20 protein-coding genes are annotated in these 20,686 nt (G+C 67.8%); 10 read left to right on the top strand and 10 right to left on the bottom strand.

What is annotated here, in order from left to right:
• Positions 1–4 precede the first annotated feature (4 nt).
• The gene (locus Q9235_RS10540) at positions 5–2,527 is read left to right on the top strand and encodes a circularly permuted type 2 ATP-grasp protein (RefSeq protein WP_306226991.1); all 2,523 of its coding nucleotides are present in this window, start codon (positions 5–7) and stop codon (positions 2,525–2,527) included.
• The gene (locus tag Q9235_RS10535) at positions 2,524–3,402 is read left to right on the top strand and encodes a transglutaminase family protein (RefSeq protein ID WP_306226989.1); all 879 of its coding nucleotides are present in this window, start codon (positions 2,524–2,526) and stop codon (positions 3,400–3,402) included. Before Q9235_RS10540 ends, Q9235_RS10535 begins: the two co-directional genes overlap by 4 nt.
• Positions 3,403–3,406: 4 nt before the next feature.
• Here the strand turns inward: Q9235_RS10535 and Q9235_RS10530 are convergent, their stop codons facing one another.
• From Q9235_RS10530 to Q9235_RS10520, 3 genes are all read right to left on the bottom strand, one after another.
• Complete coding sequence (locus tag Q9235_RS10530) at positions 3,407–3,739, bottom strand: four-helix bundle copper-binding protein (protein ID WP_306226986.1); 333 nt, start codon at positions 3,737–3,739, stop codon at positions 3,407–3,409.
• 64 nt (positions 3,740–3,803) lie between these two features.
• The gene (locus tag Q9235_RS10525; protein WP_306226985.1) at positions 3,804–5,249 is read right to left on the bottom strand and encodes an aldehyde dehydrogenase family protein; all 1,446 of its coding nucleotides are present in this window, start codon (positions 5,247–5,249) and stop codon (positions 3,804–3,806) included.
• A gap of 123 nt (positions 5,250–5,372) precedes the next feature.
• Positions 5,373–5,525: a hypothetical protein gene (locus Q9235_RS10520; protein ID WP_306226982.1), complete on the bottom strand. Its 153-nt coding sequence runs from the start codon at positions 5,523–5,525 to the stop codon at positions 5,373–5,375.
• 171 nt (positions 5,526–5,696) lie between these two features.
• Between Q9235_RS10520 and Q9235_RS10515 the strand changes: the two genes are divergently transcribed.
• Positions 5,697–6,185, top strand: coding sequence for a pyridoxamine 5'-phosphate oxidase family protein (locus Q9235_RS10515; protein WP_306226979.1), 489 nt, complete (start codon positions 5,697–5,699; stop codon positions 6,183–6,185).
• A gap of 6 nt (positions 6,186–6,191) precedes the next feature.
• Here the strand turns inward: Q9235_RS10515 and Q9235_RS10510 are convergent, their stop codons facing one another.
• From Q9235_RS10510 to Q9235_RS10495, 4 genes are all read right to left on the bottom strand, one after another.
• Positions 6,192–6,842, bottom strand: a complete 651-nt coding sequence (locus Q9235_RS10510) for a phosphatase PAP2 family protein (RefSeq protein WP_306226976.1) — start codon at positions 6,840–6,842, stop codon at positions 6,192–6,194.
• A 90-nt stretch (positions 6,843–6,932) separates the two neighbouring features.
• Positions 6,933–7,832, bottom strand: coding sequence for a diacylglycerol/lipid kinase family protein (locus tag Q9235_RS10505; RefSeq protein ID WP_306226973.1), 900 nt, complete (start codon positions 7,830–7,832; stop codon positions 6,933–6,935).
• Positions 7,833–7,876: 44 nt separating this feature from the next.
• Entirely contained in the window at positions 7,877–8,764 is an 888-nt protein-coding gene (locus Q9235_RS10500) for a transglutaminase-like domain-containing protein (RefSeq protein ID WP_306226970.1), read from the bottom strand.
• A 357-nt stretch (positions 8,765–9,121) separates the two neighbouring features.
• The gene (locus Q9235_RS10495) at positions 9,122–9,505 is read right to left on the bottom strand and encodes a PRC-barrel domain-containing protein (protein WP_306226967.1); all 384 of its coding nucleotides are present in this window, start codon (positions 9,503–9,505) and stop codon (positions 9,122–9,124) included.
• Positions 9,506–9,760: 255 nt separating this feature from the next.
• Here Q9235_RS10495 and Q9235_RS10490 point away from each other — a divergent pair, with 255 nt between their 5' ends.
• Positions 9,761–10,027 (top strand): glycine zipper domain-containing protein, encoded by a 267-nt coding sequence (locus Q9235_RS10490; protein WP_422678308.1) that lies wholly within the window; start codon positions 9,761–9,763, stop codon positions 10,025–10,027.
• 76 nt (positions 10,028–10,103) lie between these two features.
• Here the strand turns inward: Q9235_RS10490 and Q9235_RS10485 are convergent, their stop codons facing one another.
• Together Q9235_RS10485 and Q9235_RS10480 are read right to left on the bottom strand one after the other, a co-directional pair.
• Positions 10,104–10,853, bottom strand: a complete 750-nt coding sequence (locus Q9235_RS10485) for a UTRA domain-containing protein (protein WP_306226965.1) — start codon at positions 10,851–10,853, stop codon at positions 10,104–10,106.
• Positions 10,854–10,865: 12 nt separating this feature from the next.
• Complete coding sequence (locus Q9235_RS10480) at positions 10,866–12,269, bottom strand: formimidoylglutamate deiminase (protein ID WP_422678364.1); 1,404 nt, start codon at positions 12,267–12,269, stop codon at positions 10,866–10,868.
• A 143-nt stretch (positions 12,270–12,412) separates the two neighbouring features.
• Here Q9235_RS10480 and hutI point away from each other — a divergent pair, with 143 nt between their 5' ends.
• The 5 genes from hutI to Q9235_RS10455 all read left to right on the top strand — a co-directional run bounded on the left by hutI (position 12,413) and on the right by Q9235_RS10455 (position 18,306).
• Positions 12,413–13,579 carry an imidazolonepropionase gene (gene hutI / locus Q9235_RS10475; protein WP_306228200.1) on the top strand — a complete coding sequence of 389 codons (1,167 nt, stop codon included), beginning with the start codon at positions 12,413–12,415 and terminating at the stop codon, positions 13,577–13,579.
• Positions 13,576–15,108: a histidine ammonia-lyase gene (gene hutH / locus Q9235_RS10470; RefSeq protein ID WP_306226961.1), complete on the top strand. Its 1,533-nt coding sequence runs from the start codon at positions 13,576–13,578 to the stop codon at positions 15,106–15,108. The genes hutI and hutH overlap by 4 nt, the downstream gene beginning before the upstream one ends.
• Positions 15,105–15,914, top strand: a complete 810-nt coding sequence (hutG, locus tag Q9235_RS10465) for an N-formylglutamate deformylase (protein ID WP_306226960.1) — start codon at positions 15,105–15,107, stop codon at positions 15,912–15,914. Before hutH ends, hutG begins: the two co-directional genes overlap by 4 nt.
• Positions 15,911–17,578 carry a urocanate hydratase gene (gene hutU, locus Q9235_RS10460; protein WP_306226958.1) on the top strand — a complete coding sequence of 556 codons (1,668 nt, stop codon included), beginning with the start codon at positions 15,911–15,913 and terminating at the stop codon, positions 17,576–17,578. Before hutG ends, hutU begins: the two co-directional genes overlap by 4 nt.
• A 164-nt stretch (positions 17,579–17,742) precedes the next feature.
• On the top strand, positions 17,743–18,306 hold the full coding sequence (locus Q9235_RS10455) for a HutD/Ves family protein (RefSeq protein WP_306226956.1): 564 nt from the start codon (positions 17,743–17,745) through the stop codon (positions 18,304–18,306).
• On the opposite strand, the gene Q9235_RS10450 is transcribed toward Q9235_RS10455, so the two are convergent.
• On the bottom strand, positions 18,303–19,382 hold the full coding sequence (locus Q9235_RS10450; RefSeq protein ID WP_306226955.1) for a citrate synthase/methylcitrate synthase: 1,080 nt from the start codon (positions 19,380–19,382) through the stop codon (positions 18,303–18,305). The genes Q9235_RS10455 and Q9235_RS10450 overlap by 4 nt on opposite strands.
• An 89-nt stretch (positions 19,383–19,471) precedes the next feature.
• On the opposite strand from Q9235_RS10450, the gene Q9235_RS10445 reads away from it, so the two are divergent.
• Positions 19,472–20,611, top strand: a complete 1,140-nt coding sequence (locus tag Q9235_RS10445) for a citrate synthase family protein (RefSeq protein WP_306226954.1) — start codon at positions 19,472–19,474, stop codon at positions 20,609–20,611.
• The last annotated feature ends 75 nt before the right edge of the window (positions 20,612–20,686 follow it).

Below are 20,686 nucleotides of genomic sequence, written 5' to 3'. Positions count from 1 at the left end.
AAGAATGCCGGTGCAAGGCCGCATCCGATCGGGACGCAGCAGGGCCGAGCGGCGCGCCGCGCTGCTCGCCGGCTATCGCCCGCTGCCGGGCGTCTTCGACGAGTTCATCGACGAGAACGGCGACGTGCGCCCGCATTGGGAGCCGTTCCTCTCCGCCTGGTGCGCGCTCTCGCCCTCAGAATTGACCCAGCGCTTCGGCCTCGCCGACCGGCATGTCCGCGATACCGGCGTGTCCTACCGCGTCCATGGCGATATCGACGAGCGCGATCCCGGCGTCGGCGAACGCGCCTGGCCGCTGTCGCATGTGCCGCTGGTCATCCCCGAGGCGGAATGGCAGGTGATCGCGGCCGGCGTGACGCAGCGCGCCGAATTGCTCTCGACCGTACTCGACGACATCTACGGGCCGGGCGAATTGATCGCTGACGGCCACCTGCCAGCCGCCGTCGTCACCGGCAGCCCCGATTATCTGCGCCCGCTGCACGGCATCGCCGGCGGTGGCACGCTGCAGCTCTATGCCGCCGATCTTGGGCGTGGGCCCGACGGGCGCTGGTGGGTGCTGCAGGATCGCACTCAGGCCCCGTCCGGCACCGGCTATGCGCTGGAGAACCGGCTGGCGCTGGCGCGCGCCTTCCCCGACATGTTCCGCAATATGAACATCGAGCGGCTGGCCGCCTTCTTCCAGAGCTTCCGCGCCGGGCTCGTCGCGCGCTCCAAGCGCGTCGAGCCACGCATCGCCCTGCTGACGCCCGGCTCGCTCAACGAGAGCTATTTCGAGCAGGCCTATCTCGCGCGCTATCTCGGCTTCCTTCTGGTCGAGGGCGGCGACCTCTTGATGCGCGAAGGCCGGGTGCATGTGCGCACCATTGCCGGCCTGAAGCGCGCCGACGTGATCTGGCGACGGATCGACGGCGATTTCGCCGATCCGCTGGAGCTCAATTCCGGCTCGGCGCTCGGCGTCGCCGGGCTGGTCGAGGCCGCCCGGCAAGGCCAGGTCCATATCGCCAACGGGCTCGGCTCCGGCGTGGTCGAGGCGCGCGCCCTGATGGGTTTCCTGCCGGCGCTCGCGCAACAAGTACTCGGCCAGGATCTGATCCTGCCGAATATCGCGACCTGGTGGTGCGGCCAGCCGCAGGAGCGCCAGACCGTGCTCGACGGGCTCGACGAGATGAGTGTCGCGCCGGCCTTCCGCAGCGCCGGCAACGGGTTCGACACGACGCAGGTCGTGGTCGGCGAACTACCGGAAGCGGAGCGCGCTGCCCTGCGCGAGCGCATCGAAGCGCGCGGCATGGATTATGTCGGGCAGGAGGTCGTCCGGCTCTCGACCATGCCGGTCTTCCAGAACGGCCGGCTCGAACCGCATCCAATGACGCTGCGCGTCTTCGCCGCGGCGACGCCCGACGGCTGGAAGGTGATGCCGGGCGGCTTCTGCCGCATCTCCGACGAGCCCGATGCACGCGCGGTCAGCATGCGCAACGGCGTGCGTTCCAGCGACGTCTGGGTCACCTCGGAAGAGCCCGTCGCACAGGTCAGCCTGCTGCCGACGCCGGACCGGGTCAGCATTCGCCGCGTCACCGGCACCTTGCCGAGCCGGGCCGCCGACAACCTGTTCTGGCTCGGGCGCTATCTGGAGCGCGGCGAGGCGACGTTGCGGCTCGTGCGCGCCCTGCTCGGCCGCCTGATCGATCCGGACCCGGCGCCGGGGCGCAACGACACGGTGCGTCAGCTCGCCGGCATGCTCGTCGCCTCGGGCGCCGCACCAGGCGGGCAAGAGAAGCGGACGCCGGCAGCGCAGGCCTATGCCGCGATCTACAGCCTCGATGATTACGGCTCTGCCGCCGCTTCGCTCCGCGAAGCCCGCCGCACCGCCTCGGTGATCCGCGAGCGCCTCTCCGTCGATGCCTGGCGGTTGTTCGGCGACCTCCAGCACCAGCTCGCCCCCGAGGACGCACGCAAGCCGAGCGAGGGCGAGGCCTATGAGATCGCCGACCGGGCGCTGAAATCGCTCGCCGCCTTCTCCGGCCTCGGTCAGGAGAACATGGTGCGCGGCAATGGCTGGCGCTTCCTCGATATCGGCAGGCGCCTGGAGCGCGGCATCGCGACCTGCCGCTTCGCCCGGCAGCTCGCCGACAGCAACGCCTCCGGCGACAATCTCGACGCCCTGCTCGACCTGACGGATTCGCAGATCACCTACCGCTCGCGCTACCTGCTCGGCGCGAGCCTGCAGCCGGTGCTCGATCTCGTCATGCTCGACCCCTACAACCCGCGCTCCGTCGCCTTCCAGGTCGAGCGGTTGGACACCGAGATCGCCAACCTGCCGACGCTCGCCGATGACGGCATGCTGGAGGCGCCGCGCCGGCTGGTGCTGCGGCTCGCCGCCGATTGCCGGACGATGGAGGCGAGCCGGCTCGACCGGACCAGCATCCTCCTGTTCGAGCAGTTGCTGATGGGGCTCTCGGGCGCGATCGCCGATCGCTATTTCCTGCAGAACAGCGGCCCCGAAGGCTCGCGGATGACGAGCATCGCGTGATCTACGAGCTGCGCCACGTCACGACCTACGGCTATAGCCGGTCGGTGCCCTTTTCCCGCTGCATCCTGCGCCTGCTGCCGCGTGACGGCGGCGGCCAGCGCGTGCTGAAAAGCGAGTTGCTGATCACGCCCCGCCCGGCCGAACGCAGTGACGGGATCTGCTTCTTCGGCAACCACATGACCACGATCACCATCACCAGGCCGCATCGCGAGCTGAAGCTCGAGATGCGGGCGCGGATCGAGGTCGATCGGCCGCCGCCGCCCCATGCCGGACTGACGCGGAACTGGGAGGATGTCGCGGCGCTCGCGCTCGATTCCCGGAGTCTGGCGCCGGATTCGCCGGCGCATCATCTCTATCCGAGCCGGCTTGTGCCGCAGGTTCCAGCCGTGGTCGATTATGCACGGTCGAGCTTCGCGACAGGCCGGCCCGTGCTGGAAGCGGCCTGCGACCTGATGGCCCGGATCAGGCGCGACTTCGTCTACGATCCCGAAGCGACGGAGGTGACGACGCCGCTGGCGGAGGCTTTCGCCCAGCGTCACGGCGTCTGCCAGGATTTCGCGCATATCATGATCGCCGGGCTCAGGGGGCTCGGCCTGCCGGCGGCCTATGTCTCCGGCTATATCCGCACCATCCCGCCGCCGGGCCAGAAGCGGCTCGAAGGCGCCGATGCCAGCCATGCCTGGGCGATGCTGTGGTGCGGGCCGGAGATCGGCTGGGTCGGGCTCGACCCGACCAACGACCTGATCGTCGCCGACGACCATATCGTTACCGCCTTCGGCCGCGACTATGCCGATGTCGCCCCACTCGACGGCGTGGTGATCGGGCCGGGCACGCAGAAGGTCGGCGTAGCCGTGGACGTGGTTCCGGTCGGCTGAGCCCTCAGGCGGCGAGCGCGGCGCAGGCCTTGGCACAGGCCCGGCAAGCGGCAACGCAGGATTCCATGTCGCCGACCCGGGCACAGTCGGCCGCGCAAGCCTCGCAGACCTCGGCGCATTCCCTGGCCATGTGACGGCCATGGACCGAATCCATCAGCAGCAGATGCGCGGTCGTCCGGCAGATTTCGGCACAGGCCGCCATCAGTCGAAGATGGTCGGGCTCGGCATGAGCACCGCCCACCTTCAGGCAATGCGTCATCGCCATGCCGTGACAGTGCTTGTAGCAGTCGAGCGCGAGGTCGGCTGCGTTGCGCGTCTTAGGGTCGAGATGGTGCATGTCGCGATTCCGTTCGGGAGGGGTATCCCGATCAACCGCCGCGACATGCGACCTGTTCCGACAATCAGGCCAGCGTGTAGGCCGTCTTGACCGTGGTGTAGAACTCCTTGGCGTAGGCGCCCTGCTCGCGCGGGCCGTAGCTGGAGCCTTTCCGGCCGCCGAACGGCACGTGGTAGTCGACACCCGCCGTCGGCAGATTGACCATCACCATGCCGGCCTCGCTGTTGCGCTTGAAATGCGTCGCATGCTTCAGCGAGGTCGTGCAGATGCCGGAGGAGAGGCCGAACTCGGTGTCGTTGGCGACGGCCAGCGCCTCGTCATAGTCCTTGACGCGGACGATGTTGGCGACCGGGCCGAAGACCTCCTCGCGCGAGATGCGCATCGAATTGGTCGTCTCGGTGAAGAGCGCCGGGGCGAGATAGAAGCCGGGGGTATCGCGCTTCAAAAGCTCGCCGCCGAAGACCAGCTTGCCGCCCTCGTCCTTGGCGATCTGGATGTATTTCAGATCCTGGTCGAGCTGGCTCTGGTCGACGACCGGGCCGATATGGGTGCCGGCTTTGAGCGCATCGTCGACGACGACGGTCTTGAGGCGCTCGATGCAGGCCTCGACGAACTTGTCGTGGATGCCGGCCTGGACGATCAGGCGCGAGGAGGCGGTGCAGCGCTGGCCGGTCGAGAAGAAGGCGCCGTTGACGGCGACTTCGACGGCGACCTTCAGGTCGGCATCGTCGAGCACGACGAGCGGGTTCTTGCCGCCCATCTCGAGCTGGACCTTCTTCATCGGATTGCCGGCGATGCAGGCGGCCGCGACCTTCCGGCCCGTGCTGACCGAGCCGGTGAAGGAGATGGCGGCGACGTCCTTATGCTCCAGCAGCGCCTGGCCGACGACCGAGCCGCGGCCCATGACGAGGTTGAGCACGCCCTTTGGCAGGCCGGCCCGCTGCAGGATATCGACCAGCGCCCAGGCCGAGCCCGGCACGAGATCGGCGGGCTTCAGGACGACGCAATTGCCCCAGGCCAGCGCCGGGGCGATCTTCCAGGCCGGTATCGCGATCGGGAAGTTCCAGGGCGTGATCATGCCGACGATGCCGACCGCCTCGCGGGTGATCTCGACGCCGACGCCCGGACGCACCGACGGAACCATCTCGCCACCGAGGCGGAGGCACTCACCGGCGAAGAAGGCGAAGACCTGGCCGGCGCGGGTCGCCTCGCCAATGCCCTCGGCCAGCGTCTTGCCCTCCTCGCGCGACAGCAGACGGCCGAGCTCGTCCTTGCGGGCGAGGATCTCGTCGGAGGCCTTCTTCAGGATGTCATAACGCTCTTGCGGGGTGGAGCGGCTCCAGGCCGGGAAGGCAGCCTTGGCGGCGGCGACCGCATTGTTCAGATCCTCGACCGAGCCTTGCGTGTACTCGCCGACGACATCGTTGGTGTTCGAGGGATTGATGTTGCGCGAAGCGTTGGCGCCGCCGGCCCATTCGCCGGCGATGAGGTTCTTGAAGGGCGCGTTCATCTCGTTCTCCCACGACACTGGTTCGTGGTTCGGGTGTTAGCGCCTTTGAACCGTCAAGGCCAATCCCTCTTCGTCAAGTGGCGACCCCTTTGAGTGATTTTACACGCAACGGTTGCGATGCCACTACTTTTCCTTGATGGACAACCCGTTCTTGCCGACCGAGATCTCGATCCCGTCCGGCTGCTTCTTCTCCTGGTAGAGCGAATAGCCGGTCACGACGAGCGCTGCGACGAGCACGAGGACCAGAACGGCCAGGAGGTTGCGCGAGAGAGCCATGGATATTCCCGATAATGGCGGCCAGGCCGCGAGCCCATCCAAAACGCGGAACGGGTCGCGATGTTCCCGAATGTGTCGGGAACGATGCCTGCGACGCGGCGTTGGCATGACGCACAGGCCGGTTTCCACAGGGGGCCGACCATGACAGGATCGCACCGGCAGGAGGTTGCCATGGCCGACACCGAACTGCAGGAACGCATCTGGGCCGCGCTGGCCGCGCACCCGGTCTACATGGTTTCGCTCGTCGGCGAGGGCGACATCAGGACCAGGCCGATGTCCGGCCATCTCGACCGCGACCATCACCGCCTGCTCTTCATCACGCACCGGCATACCGGTATCATCGGGGCAGCCCTGCGCTCGCCCTCCGTCAGCGTGGCGATCAGCCATGAGGACCGCAATTTCTACGCGGCGATCTCCTGCTCGGCCTCGGAAGTGCCGGGCCGTGAGACGCTGCGCAGCGTCTGGACACCGATCGCGAGCGCCTGGTTCCCGAACGGCCCGGACGATCCCGACGCGACCCTGCTGGCGCTGACACCGACCTCGGCCGAGATCTGGGACGGACCTTCGAGCAGCGTGCTCGTCGCCTTCAAGCTGGCGACCGCCAAGATCCTCGGCCGCACGCCTGATCTCGGCGTCAACGCCACCATCGACATGCGCTGAGCCCGTTCAGGCCGGATCGGAATCCGCCATCCTGCGGCCGAGCCAGGCCGTCGCGGCGCTCGACCAGACGATCCCGAGCGCCCAGCCGCCGAGGACATCGGACGGCCAGTGTACACCGAGATAGATCCGGCTCAGCCCGATCAGGCCGACCATGGTCACGGCCATGATCATGCAGAAGCGGGCGATATCCGCCCGCCGCGAAGCGAGACCGACGAAACCTGCGATCGTCAACAGCGTCACGGCCGAGAGGAAGGCATGGCCGCTGGGGAAGCTCGCGGTGAAGGTCAGGGCCGCAGGCTCGACGATATCCGGCCGCTCGCGGGCGATCACGATCTTCAGGCCGGTGCTCACCAGGAAAGCCGCCGCGAGGCTGACGACGAGCCCGATGGCGAGATGGCGATAGCCGCAGAGCCAGAGCGCCAGCGTCGCCGTCAGCGCCATGAAGAACAGGACGATGAAGCTGCCGAGCGCCGTCATGTCGCGCACGGCCTCCTGGAACCAGGCCGGCCCGAGCGGAACCGCCGGATTGGCCGCGTCGCGGAACAGCATGATCAGCGTCGTATCGAGGGAGAAGCTGCCCCCGGAGACGATCAGTAGCGCCAGCCCGAGAAAGACCACGGCGGCGGCTGCAGGAACCATGATGCGAGGCTGGGGCAAGAAAGGCGGTCTCCGGGAGGGATCGGGCGGAAGACTACCCGCGCTGGCCGATATCGAACAGGCGGCGTTCTGCCGCTATGATCCCCCCGTTCAATCACTGGCGGGTCGCGCCGCGATCACCCGCAGCGCCTTGGGCAGCAGGCCGTAGCTCAGCGGTCCGGCCTTGCGCTCGACCTCGCCATCGAAAGTGATGTGCCCACGGCGCTTGTCACGCCGGATCAGCGTCACCGCGTCGCCGGTGAAGGAGGTCAGGTTGTGCGAGTTGCGCCAATGGCCCGAGACCACCGAGAGCGCCGCCTTGCTGCGTGAATAGAGCCCGCCGGCATTGAGGACGTGAACCTCGAAGACGCCCTCGTCGAGCCGGGGACGGCGCCAGTCCGCTCCTTCGAAGCAGTTCACCGTGACGAGCACGGCATCGGCCTCGACGATGCGGTGCTCGCCGCCGACGGTGATGTCCAGCGTCACCGGCCGGGTGAACAGGATCGAGCGCGTCGCGGCGATGCCGAAGGCGGCGGCGCGGCTGAAGGGGAATCGGCGGCGCGCATATTCGCGCTCGCGCGCCATCAGGCTGAAGAAGCCCATGCCGGACAGCGAATGGAACAGCCGGTCGTTGACCCGGCCGACATCCATCTCGACCGGCTCGCCCCCGCAGAGCGCGGCGACCTGCTGCTCCAGCGTGCCGAGCAGCCCAAGATCGCGGCCGAGCACGTTGACCGTGCCCATCGGCAGGATGCCGATCGGGCGGGCGGCCTGGATCAGGACCGGCAGCGCGCCGTTGATGGTGCCGTCGCCGCCGGCCAGGACGGGCAACGCATGCTTGTCCTCGATCGCGAGCGAGAGCGCGTCATCGATCTCGCGCGGTGGCACGAGATGCACGTCCGCACCGCAGCCCTGGGCGGCGAAGGCCGCCTCCAGTCGGGCCGCGAAAGCATCGGCACCGGCTTCGAGAACGGTTCCGGCACGGGCATTGACGACGATCGTGTAGCGCATGGTGCTGGTCTAAATGGGGGGCGTTCGACCACGCGCAAGGGCGTTCAGGCAGCGGCCGGGCGGGCGTCGAACTGTTCCGGCATCGGCGGCATCAGAGGCATCGGTACGTCCTCGATCTCCTCGGTGACGACCTCGAAATGCTGCAGCGTATGCGTCCCGAAGGAGCTGATCATCGCGACATCGGTCGCGTCGCGGCCACGCGCGATGACGACCCGGCCGATGCGCGGCTCGTTGTGGCGGGCATCGAAGGTGTACCAGCGCCCGCCGAGGAAGACCTCGAACCAGGCATTGAAATCCATCGGCGCCGGATTGAGAGGCACGCCGATATCGCCGAGATAGCCGTTGCAGTAGCGCGCCGGGATGTTCATGCAGCGGCAGAGCGCGACGGCGAGATGCGCGAAGTCGCGGCAGACGCCGATCCGCTCCTCGAAAGCCTCGGCGGCGGTGCGGGTATTGCGGGCGAAATGATAGCCGAAGCTCAGGTGATTATGGACGAAGTCGACGATCGCCTGGACGCGCGACCAGCCCGGCTGGATCTGCCCGAACAGGCTCCAGGCCTGATCGTAGAGCTTGTCGGTCTCGCAATAGCGGCTGCCCAGGAGGTAGACGAGAGCCGAATCCGGAAGGCGCGCGGGCGAGACCTCGCGGGCGGTCGGGTGGACTATGTCGAGCTCGCCGGAATCATGGACGATCCCCTCCGATTCCAGGCGAATGCCACCCGGCGGCGCGATCATGCGCCGGCGGATATTGCCGAAGGCGTCGAGATCCTGCGTCATCGTGATCGGCCGTGAGGGATCGGCCAAAGCGGTCAGCTTCATCTCGTCCGGCATCGTCAGGTCGTGCCGACGCGACGGATGCACGTCGAGCAGCGTGATCAGGGGCATGTCGTGGGCACAGACCAACTCGATCCGATAGCCGTAGCGGATGCGCATCTCGCCTTCTCCTGATGTGAGGGCCGGGACCGCCGCGCGAACTCGCTGCTGCGGATCATCGGGTATCGTAATCCCCCGGCGACTAGACGCGCGAAGAGCGTCGCTGTTCCCGCTGATCGACAAAAATCCCCCGGAAACCGCGAAATCCCGATATTCTGCGGAGCCCAAAAAGAAGATGCGGGCCTTTCGGCCCGCATCCCGCCGCCACGACGGTTCGGCTGGGGGGATAGCAACCGCCGCGACCTGCGCCCTGATCGTGTCCGCACTTCCCCGAAGTGCGGACACGATTCAAACCTTCGATTTGTCGCTATTTCTTCATTCTGACCGGTGTGAGACCCGAATGAAGACGCCGGGCCGCTACATCATCCAGTAGGGCATCGTACCGTAGTAGTCGTGGACACGCTTGCCGTAAGCCTTGTCGTCCCAGTCGGGCTCGCCTTCGCTGTCATACATCGGCGCGGCCTCGAGTTGCTCCTTGGTCAGCGGTACGACATAGCCGCCGCGCTGCGTGTCGTAATCGAGAACGCTCCACGGGATCGGGTGATACTTCTCGCCCAGTCCGAGGAAGCCGCCGAAGGACATGATCGCGTAGGCGACCTTCCCCGTAAGCTTGTCGAGCATCACGTCGTAGATCTCGCCGAGATGATCGCCAGCTGTATTGTAGATATCGGTACCTGCAACACGGGCGCCCGCAATCAACGGGTTGGCCGTGGCGGCGGAGGTCATGGGAACATCGGTCATCTTTTCCCCCTTTGTCTCGCGATGGGAAGCCGGAGAAAGCGTCCTCCGGCGGGACTTGCCTCACCAACCGGCGCTGCGGCGATAGGTTCCGGCACGGCCGGGAAATTTCGCGGCCTTTCTGAAGACACAAAACGCGTCTCCAAAACGGGAGACCGATGGGCGAAGCCGATAGCGGCTTGCTGCCCGGCGGAACCTTCGTCGCCCGACACGGTTTGGTGCTTCGAGCGACCCGTCATCTCACGGAGGAGAGAGATCATGATCATCAAGAAGCTGCTGCTCGTCGCGGCGCTTGGCGCCGCACTCGGTGCCTGTACGGCCCGCGAACAGAATGCCGGCACGGGTGCGCTGATCGGCGCGGGCGCCGGTGCCATCATCGGCGGCGCAGCCACGGGGCGCGCCGGCGGCGCATTGGCAGGTGCCGCGATCGGCGGAGCGAGCGGCGCCATCATTGGCGGCGCGGCCACACCGCAGCGCTGCTACGGACGCGACGAATGGGGCCGCCGCGTGGTCTACGACTGCTGAGGCACGAGCAACCCAATGAAGGCCCGCCCCAACGGCGGGCCTTTATCTTTTGCGCGGAGCTACAGGCGCCTGCCCTTTAGGCAGCGCCATAAGGTCCGAAGCGGCCGACGAAGCGGTGGCGGAAACCGGGATAGAGCAGGCGCACGGCCGTCACCGGATGAGACTGGTTCCAGGTCCGCCGCTCGACCAGCAGGCAGGGCTCGCCCTCCGCGATCTCAAGCAAAGCAGCCTGCTCCTCGCCCGCGCCGATCGCGCTGATCGCATGCTCGGCCTGGGACCAGAGGCTGTGCTGCAGCAGCCAGTCGCCGGGCGGGGTCGCCGCGAAATCCTCATCTGCCAGCCCGGTCACGCCGTCGGCATGGATGACGCGCTCTTCCAGGACATGGGGCTTGCCGTCGGCGCGGTGCAGCACGATGAGATGCGCGACCTTGTCGGAGCGCTTGAGACTGAAGAGCTCGGCCACTTCGGGCGAAGGCCGGCCATCGGTGCGAGCCAGCACGTCATAGGCATAGGCTTGGCCGAGCTGGCGCACCTCCTCCGGGATCGAGAGGATGTCGAGCATCGCGTGGCTCGTGGGGGGCGTCGCGACCACCGTGCCCGAGCGGCGGCGGCGGATGATCAGACCTTCGCGTGCAAGCTGGACCAGCGCGCGATGCACGGTCATGCGGGACGCGCCGAGCTGCTCCATCAGCGCATGCTCGGGCGGCACGCTGGTGCCCGGCTGCCATTCCCCGCTGACGACGAGATCGCGGATCGCCCGCCGGATCTGGTCATAGACCGGCCCGGCACCGTCCAGTTTCACCGCGTCGAGCCGGGTTTCCGTCATCGTCGTCCTTGGTTAGTCTGCTGCGAGGAGGCGCCGCATCACGCTGGCGAAGCGCGAGCGCACCGAATCGCGGGCGACATGGCGCCCCTCGGCCACCACCCTCCTGCCACCGACGACGACATCGCGCAAAGGCATGGCGTTGGCGGCGAAGATCGCGCTGTCGACAGCCTCGGGGCCGGACCGGCCGACAAGCGCCGGATGGTCGGTGTCGAGCGTGATGAAATCGGCGCGGTGGCCCGGCGCGATGGCACCGATGGCGCGGCCGCAGGCGCGGGCGCCGCCGGCGCAGGCCGCCTGCCAGAGCGCGAGTCCGGTCGAGGCCTTTTCCTCGGCGAAGAGCGCGCGACGGCGATCGCGCAGGCGCTGCGAATATTCGAGCTGGCGCAGTTCGGAGCCGGCATCGATCTGGATGTTGGAATCGCTGCCGACGCCATAGGCGCCACCGGCCTGCGCGTAGCGAATACCGTCGAAAATGCCGTCGCCGAGGCTGGATTCGGTGATCGGGCAGAGGCCTGCGACCGCGCCGCTGCGGGCGATGCCGTCGCGCTCGGCATCGCTCAAGTGGGTCGCATGGATCAGACACCAGCGCTTGTCGAGCGGGATCGTGTCCATCAGCAGTTCGACCGGGCGCTTGCCGGTGATCTTCAGGCTCGCCTCGACCTCCGGCACCTGCTCGGCGACATGGATATGGACGGGGTCGTTCGGGCGCAGCGACGAGACCCAGCCGAGATCGTCGAGCGCGACGGCGCGCAGCGAGTGCGGGGCAACGCCGAGCCGTGCATCCGGCAGGTCGCGGATCGCGGCGAGGCTGCCCTCCAGCAGGCGCTGATAGGCATCGCGCTCGTTGACGAAACGGCGCTGGCCATGGACCGAGGGCGCCTGGCCGAAATTGCCGAAGCGGTAGAGCACCGGCAGCAGCGTAAGGCCGAGGCCGGTTTCCTGCGCGGCCGACGCGATCGCCTGCCCCATCGTCGCGATATTCGCGTAGGCGCGCCCGTCCTTGTCGTGATGGAGATAGTGGAACTCGGCGAGCGCGGTGAAGCCGCCTTCCAGCATCTCGACGAAGGCCTGCGCGGCGATGGCCTGCACGTCATCGGGATCGAGCCGGTCGAGAAAGCGGTACATCACCTCGCGCCAGGTCCAGAAGGAATCCTCCGGCGCGCCGCGACGCTCGGACAAGCCCGCCATGCCGCGCTGGAAAGCGTGGCTGTGCAGGTTCGGCATGCCGGGCAGAGCGATCCCTGAGAAGCTGCGGTTATCCGCGGCCGGCTTCACCCCCGCCTCGACGGATGTGATCGTGCCGTCGGCGACGGTCAGCTTCACATCGCTGGCAAAACCTTCGGGCAGAAGAGCCTCGGCCAGATGCAGGGTCTCGGTCACCGTTTCGCTCCGTCGCTCGCTGGCGCTTAATTGCATATGCAAATAATACTTGCAAATTGCATATGCAATTGGATAGCATGGCTTCAAATCAAAGAGTAGCGGGAGGACGCACGGTGGCGAAAGCGCCTGGTGAGACGCTTGTTTGTGACAAGCTCTGGACGAATGCGCGATTGGCGACGATGTCGGCCGCGGTCGATGCGCCCTATGGCGCGATCGAGGATGGCGTCATCGCAGCCCGTGACGGGCACATCGTCTATGCCGGCCCACGCAGCGCGGCGCCCGCTTTCCAGGCCGCCGAGACCGTCGATTGCGCGGGTCGCTGGATCACGCCCGGCTTGATCGATTGCCACACCCATCTCGTCTATGGCGGCGACCGGGCGCATGAGTTCGAGCTACGCCTGCAGGGCGCGACCTATGAGGAGATCGCACGAGCCGGCGGCGGCATCCTCTCCACCGTCAAGGCGACGCGCGAGGCGAGCGAGGATACGCTCTTCGCCTCCGCCGATAGGCGCCTCGCTGCGCTGATCGCCGAGGGCGTCACCACCGTCGAGATCAAGTCCGGCTACGGGCTGGAGCAGCAGGCGGAGCTCAAGCAACTGCGCGTCGCGCGCCGGATCGGCCGGGAGCGCCCCGTCACCGTCCGCACCACCTTCCTCGGCGCCCATGCCGTGCCGCCGGAATACAAGGGCCGCTCGGGCGACTACACCGCGCTCGTCGCCGGGCCGCTGCTCAATGCCGTCGCCGCCGAGGGGCTGGCGGACGCCGTCGATGCCTTCTGCGAAGGCATCGCCTTCTCGCCGGAAGAGACCAGGACCGTATTCACGGCCGCCAAGGCCAAGGGCCTCGCGATCAAGGTCCATGCCGAGCAGCTCTCCAACCTGCATGGCGCCAAGCTCGCCGCCGAGATGGGCGCGCTCTCCGCCGACCATCTCGAATATCTCGACGAGGACGGCGTCATCGCCATGGCCAAGGCCGGCACGGTCGCGGTCGTGCTGCCGGGCGCCTTCTATTTCCTGCGCGAAACGCAGAAGCCGCCGATCGAATTGATGCGCAAGCATGGTGCGGCCATCGCGCTGGCGACCGACGCCAATCCCGGCTCCTCGCCGCTGACCTCGCCTTTGCTCGTGCTCAACATGGCCTGCACGCTCTTCCGGATGACGCCGGAAGAGGCGCTCGCCGGCCTCACCCGCCATGCCGCGACCGCGCTCGGCCTCCAGAACGAGGTCGGCACGCTGGAAGCCGGCAAGCGCTGCGATCTAGCCATCTGGGAGATCGGGCGCCCCGCCGAACTCGCCTACCGCATCGGCTTCAATCCCCTTCACACCCGCATCTGGAACGGACAATGACCACGGTTTCGCTGAACCCGGGCGCAGCCCATCTCACCGACTGGCGCGCGATCCTCGACGGCGCCGTCGCCTCGCTCGGCGGCGAGAGCGCGGGGAATATCGCCTCTGGCCAGAAGATCGTCGACGAGATCGTCGCCGCCGGCACCGTGACCTATGGCGTCAATACCGGCTTCGGCAAACTCGCCAGCGTTCGCATCGCCGATGCGGATCTCGCCAAGCTGCAGAGCAACCTGATCGTCTCGCATGCGGTCGGCACCGGCCCGGCCCTGCCCGACGGCGTCGTCCGCCTGCTGCTGGCGATGAAGGCGGCGAGCCTGGCGCGCGGCGCCTCCGGCGTGCGCCCCGTCGTGATCGAGGCCCTGACCAATGCGCTCAAGGCCGACGCCCTGCCCGTCATCCCGGCCAAGGGCTCGGTCGGCGCTTCCGGCGACCTCGCGCCGCTCGCCCATATGACCGCGGCCCTGATGGGGTTCGGCGATATCCGCCTGAAGGGCGAGACCCTGCCGGCGACTGACGCGCTGAAGCGCGCCGGCCTCACCACGCTGGCGCTCGGCGCCAAGGAAGGCCTCGCGCTAATCAACGGCACGCAGGTCTCGACCACGCTGGCGCTGACCGGCCTCGCCGCCATCGCCCGCGTCTTCGACGCCGCGCTCGTCGCCGGCGCGCTCTCGGTCGATGCGCTGAAGGGCTCCGATACGCCGTTCGACCCGCGCATCCAGACGCTGCGCGGCCAGCCCGGCCAGATCAAGGTCGCAAAAATCCTGCTCGACCTGATCGCCGGCAGCGCCATCCGCGAGAGCCATCGCCATGGCGATACGAAGGTGCAGGACCCCTACTCGCTGCGCTGCCAACCGCAGGTGATGGGCGCGGTCCATGGGCTGCTGTCGAATGTCGCCGCGACGCTTTCGATCGAGGCCAATGCCGTCACCGACAATCCGCTGGTGCTCGGCCCCGGCGAGATCGTCTCGGGCGGCAACTTCCACGCCGAGCCGATCGCCTTCGCCGCCGATATCCTGGCGATGGCAGTCTGCGAGATCGGCAATCTCTCCGAGCGCCGCATGGCGCTGCTGGTCGACCCCGTGATGAGCGGCCTGCCGCCCTTCCTCGCCCGCGATGCCGGCCTGAATTCGGGCTTCATGATCGCGCAGGTCACCGCTGCCGCGCTCGCCTCCGAGAACAAGCAGAAGGCCTATCCGGCTTCGGTCGACACCATCCCGACCTCGGCCAACCAGGAAGACCATGTCTCGATGGCGACGCATGGCGCCTTCCGCCTGATCGACATGGCGAAGAATGCCGCCAGCGTCATCGGCGTCGAGCTGATGGCGGCGGCGGAAGCGATCGAGCATCACCGCCCGCTCAAGACCAGTGCGCGTCTGGAGCCGGTGCTCGCCCTGCTGCGCAGCAAGATCGCGCCGCTGACCGAGGACCGCTATCTCGCCCCGGACCTCGCGGCCGCGACCGAGTTCGTGCTCTCCGGCGCCGTCGGCAAGGCGGCCGGTCTCGACAGCTTTGCCGAGTGCAGCGCATGAGCGCCGAGATCGTCACAGTCACGCGGGGCTCGTCCCCGCTCATCCTCTCGATGCCGCATCCCGGCACCGGCGTCCCGCCGGAGGTCGCGGCGCAGCTCAACGAGCGCGGCCGGCTGGTCGAGGATACCGACTGGCACATGCGCCAGCTCTACGGCTTCGCCGCGCCGTTCGCGCCGAGCGTCGTCGAGGCGCAGCTTTCGCGCTTCGTCATCGACGTCAACCGCGACCCGTCCGGCGTCTCGCTCTATCCGGGGCAGGCGACGACCGAGCTCGTGCCAAGCACGACCTTCGACGGCGCGCCAATCTGGCAGACAGCGCCCGACGCCAACGAGATCGAGCGGCGCAAGGCGGCCTATTTCCAGCCCTATCATGCGGCGCTGGCCGCCGAGATCGAACGGGTGAAGGCCGAGCACGGCTATTGCGTGCTCTGGGACTGCCACTCGATCAAATCGGTGATCCCGCGCCTGTTTCCGGGCACGCTGCCGACGCTAAACCTCGGCACCAATTCCGGCGAAAGCTGCGCCGGAAGCATCGAGGCCGCCGCCGTCACCGCGATGGCCCGGCATCCCTTCACCCAGATAGCCAATGGTCGCTTCAAGGGCGGCTGGATCACGCGCCATTACGGGCGCCCCTCAAGCCAAGTCCACGCGCTCCAGATGGAAATCGCGCTCTCGGCCTATCTCTCCGAGGAGACCGCGCCCTGGACCTTCGACGCGCCGAAGGCCGCCGTCTTGCAAACCGCCTTGTCCGCCATCATCGCCGCCGCCCTCGACGCGGCCAAGACCCTCGAACGGAGCCGTTCATGACCCGCCTGGACAATACCCGCGTCATCCGACCCGCCACCGGCACCGAACTCAGCGCCAAGAGCTGGCTGACCGAAGCGCCGCTGCGCATGCTGATGAACAACCTGCATCCGGACGTCGCCGAGAACCCGCAGGAGCTCGTGGTCTATGGCGGCATCGGCCGCGCCGCCCGCTCCTGGGAGGATTTCGACCGCATCGTCGCGACGCTGCGGCAGCTCGAGGCCGACGAGACCCTGCTCGTCCAGTCCGGCAAGCCGGTCGGCGTGTTCCGCACCCATAAGGATGCGCCGCGCGTCCTGATCGCCAACTCGAACCTCGTCCCGCATTGGGCCAACTGGGATCATTTCAACGAGCTCGATAAGAAGGGGCTCGCGATGTACGGCCAGATGACGGCCGGCTCCTGGATCTATATCGGCACCCAGGGCATCGTTCAGGGCACCTACGAGACCTTCGTCGAGGCCGGCCGCCAGCACTATGGCGGCAATCTCAAGGGACGCTGGGTGCTGACCGGCGGCCTCGGCGGCATGGGCGGCGCGCAGCCTCTGGCGGCCGTGATGGCCGGCGCCTCTTGCCTCGCCGTCGAGTGCAATCCGGACTCGATCGATTTCCGCCTGCGCACCCGCTATCTCGACGAGAAGGCATCGAGCCTCGACGAGGCGCTGGAGATGATCGCCCGCTGGACCAAGAACGGCGAGGCGAAGTCGGTCGGCCTGCTCGGCAACTGCGCCGAGGTCCTGCCCGAGATGGTCCACCGCGGCATCCGCCCGGACATGGTCACCGACCAGACCTCGGCGCATGACCCGATCAACGGCTACCTGCCGAAGGGCTGGACCATGGGCCAGTGGAAGCAGGCGCGCGAGGCCAATCCGAAATCCGTGGAGAAAGCGGCCCGCGCCTCGATGCGTGAGCATGTCGAGGCGATGATCGCCTTCCAGGACATGGGCATCCCGACCTTCGATTACGGCAACAACATCCGCCAGGTCGCCAAGGAAGAGGGCCTCGAGAACGCCTTCGCCTTCCCGGGCTTCGTGCCGGCCTATATCCGCCCGCTGTTCTGCCGTGGCATCGGCCCGTTCCGCTGGGCCGCGCTCTCGGGCGATCCGGAGGACATCTACAAGACCGACGCCAAGGTGAAGGAGCTGCTGCCCGACAACAAGCACCTGCATAACTGGCTCGACATGGCGCGCGAGCGCATCGCGTTCCAGGGCGTGCCGGCGCGCATCTGCTGGGTCGGCCTCGGCGACCGTCACCGCCTCGGCCTCGCCTTCAACGAGATGGTCAGGAACGGCGAGCTCAAGGCGCCGGTCGTGATCGGCCGCGACCATCTCGATTCCGGCTCGGTCGCCTCACCGAATCGCGAAACCGAAGCGATGAAGGACGGCTCGGACGCGGTCTCCGACTGGCCGCTGCTCAACGCCCTGCTCAACACGGCGTCCGGCGCGACCTGGGTCTCGCTGCACCATGGCGGCGGCGTCGGCATGGGCTTCTCGCAGCATTCGGGCGTCGTGATCTGCGCCGACGGCACGGATGACGCGGCCGCCCGCCTCTCGCGCGTGCTCTGGAACGACCCGGCGACCGGCGTGATGCGCCATGCCGATGCCGGCTACGAGATCGCGCTGGACTGCGCCCGCGAGAAGCAGCTCAACCTGCCGGGGATTTTGGGCTGAGCTGACCTATTGTCATTCCGGGGCGCCCGAAGGGTGAACCCGGAAGCCACGACTGGGTGTGACGCCGTGACCGGGCCGGCTCGCCCGGTCGTGGGTTCCGGGTTCTCCGCTACGCGGAGCCCCGGAATGACAACCGTGACCGCCTGAATTCCAAGGACGATTCCATGCGCATCATCCGCGCCGCCGATTGCAAGGTCATGCCGTGGAAGAACGGCGGCGGCACCACGACCGAGATCGCTGTTTCTCCAGAGGGGGCTCCCCTCAGCGATTTCGACTGGCGCATCTCGATGGCCCATGTCGGACAGGACGGGCCGTTCTCGTCCTTCCTCGGCATCGACCGGACGCTGTCAGTGCTGACCGGTAACGGCATTCGCCTCGCCTTCGGCGATGGCGAGACGGTGGCGCTCGATCGCGCGACCGCACCGTTCTTCTTCGCCGCCGACCGGGCGGTGGATGGCGTACTGGTCGACGGGGCGATCGACGACCTCAACGTCATGAGCCGGCGCGGCGCGTGGAGCCATAGCGTCGAGCGCCTGGCGGGCGGACCGCATGAGGTCGCAGCCGAGCGTGGCTTGCTGGTTCTGGTGGCCCGCCACGGCGATTGGCAGGTCAACGGTTCGGCTCTGGCCGCTGGGGACAACGCCGTGCTACAGGCCCCCGTCACCGCAAAACTCGCCGCGGAAAATGGCGGCGAGCTGTTCGTCGTGAAGCTGGCTCCGGCGCGCTAGGCGGCCTGACGCGGCTGCGGGCCGACATAGACCGATTGCGGCCGGATCAGGCGGCCGCCGGCGATCTGCTCCTTGGCATGGGCGAGCCAGCCCGTCGTCCGCCCCAGCGCGAAGACGCAAGTGAACGAGTCCGGGGTGAAGCCAAGCGCCTCCAGCAGGAGCGCCGTGTAGAATTCGACGTTGGTCTCCAGCGTCCGGTTGGGCTTGCGCTCGCGCAGGATGGCGAGCGCCGCCTGCTCGACCGCCTCAGCCAGGGCGAGGCGCCCGCTATCGGCGCCGAGCCGGCGGATCGCACCCTTCAACGCGTCGGCACGCGGATCGCGGACGCGATAGATACGATGGCCAAAGCCCATCAGCCGATCGCCGCGATCGAGGGCCGTCTCCAGCCAGGCGCGGGCATTGCCGGGCGCGCCGATCGCATCGAGCATCTCGATCACCGGGCCGGGCGCGCCGCCATGGAGCGGCCCCTTGAGCGCGCCGATGCCGGCGAGCACCGCCGAGACCAATCCCGCGCGGGTGGAAGCGACGACGCGGGAGGCGAAGGTTGAGGCGTTGAGGCCGTGATCGGCAACGGTCACGAGATAGGTGTCGAGCGCGGCGGCCTGCTGCTTCGTCGGCGCCTTGCCGGTGAGCATGCGTAGCGTATCGGCGGCTTGCGACAGAGAGGGATCGGGCGCGACCGGCGCGAGACCCTGACGCAGGCGCAGCGACGCCGCCGTGAAGACGGCCGGCGCTGCCAAAAGCCGCAGAACCGTGCCGGCCTCCTCGCCATCGGGGATCAGCGCCGTCATCGCCCGGATCATCTCGACCGGACCGAGCGTGACAGGAACGACGGCTTTTTGGACCACCGTCTCGAACAGCTCCTGCCGGGCGGCACCCAGCGCTGCGGGCAGGTCCTTCATTGCCGGCATGTCCGGCACGAAACCATCGAGCATCAGTGCGGCCATCTCCTCGAACGAGGTATGGCCTGCAAGCTCATCAAGGCTGTGGCCGCGCATCACCAGCCGGCCCGCCGCCCCATCGACTTCCGAGAGCACGGTATGGGCGGCAACGACATCTTCAAGGCCATCGGACATGGCGGATTCTCCTCAACAACCGAGGCCTTGAAGATTGATAGCTTCATCAGTATAATCAATCTTGAACAATATAATCAATCTATTTTCCCATGACCGACTGGCTGACGGCGCAACAGGTGATGCAGCGGCTCGGGCTGAAGCCGCAGACACTCTATGCCTATGTCAGCCGCGGGCTGATCGAGGCGCGCGGCGATGCGGGCGACTCGCGGCGACGGCTCTACCGCGCCGAGGATGTGGCGCGGCTGGAGCATCGCAAGGCGCGGGGGCGGAAACCGGCCGCCATCGCCGAGGATGCGATCGCCTTCGGCGAGCCGATCCTGGCCTCGGGCATCGCCACGATCCAGCGTGGCAAGCTCTGGTATCGCGGGCAGGACGCGGAAATGCTGGCCGAGACGGCGAAGCTGGAGGATGTTGCAAGGCTGCTCTGGGATTGCGGCTCGCAGCGCTTTCCGCCGCTGTTCACGATCGTGCCGGAGGCGCCGGCCCGGCAGCGCATATTCGCGGTGATCGCAGCGCGCGCCGCCAGCGATCCCGCCATGGCCGGCCGCACCAAGAAGGCGCTCTATCTGGAGGCTGCTTCCGTCATCGACTCGCTCGTCGATGCCATTGCCGGGCGGCCGGGACAGGGACCGATCCATCACCGGCTGGCACAGGCCTGGGGCTGTGACGCTGATGGCGCCGACCTGATCCGCCGTGCGCTGGTGCTGCTCGCCGACCATGAGCTCAACGCCTCGACCTTCGCGGTCCGGGTCGCGGCCTCGACGCGCGCCTCGCTGGCGGCCTGCATCCTGGCCGGGCTCGCGACATTGTCGGGGCCGCTGCATGGCGGGATGACGCCGCGCGTGCTCGGTCTGATGCGCGAGATCGCCAGCGAGGGCGTCGAGATGGCGGTCTCCGCCCGCCTCGCGACGGGCATGCCCCTGCCCGGCTTCGGCCATCCGCTCTACCCCGACGGCGATCCGCGAGCCCGAGCGCTGCTCACTGTGTTTACGCTGCCGCCGGCCTATGCGGAGACACGCCGGGCCGTCACGACGCTGACCGGCGAGGAGCCGAATATCGATTTCGTGCTGACGGCGATCACGAGCGAACTCGGGCTCGCGCCGGATGTCTCGTTCCAGATCTTTGCTGCCGCACGCTGCGCCGGCTGGATCGCGCATGCGCTGGAACAGGGCGAGACCGGACGCCTGATCCGGCCTCGCGCCCGCTATGTCGGGCCGGAGCCGGCCTAGGCCGGCTCGAACCACCTTTGTCATTCCGGGGCTTCGCGCAGCGAAGAACCCGGAATCCACAACTGGGTGAGCCGC

Origin of the sequence: Bosea beijingensis, from assembly GCF_030758975.1 — a bacterium.
Taxonomy (GTDB): domain Bacteria; phylum Pseudomonadota; class Alphaproteobacteria; order Rhizobiales; family Beijerinckiaceae; genus Allobosea; species Allobosea beijingensis.
The sequence above is the reverse complement of the archived record's forward strand: the minus strand, read 5'-3'. Positions and strand labels throughout refer to the sequence as shown.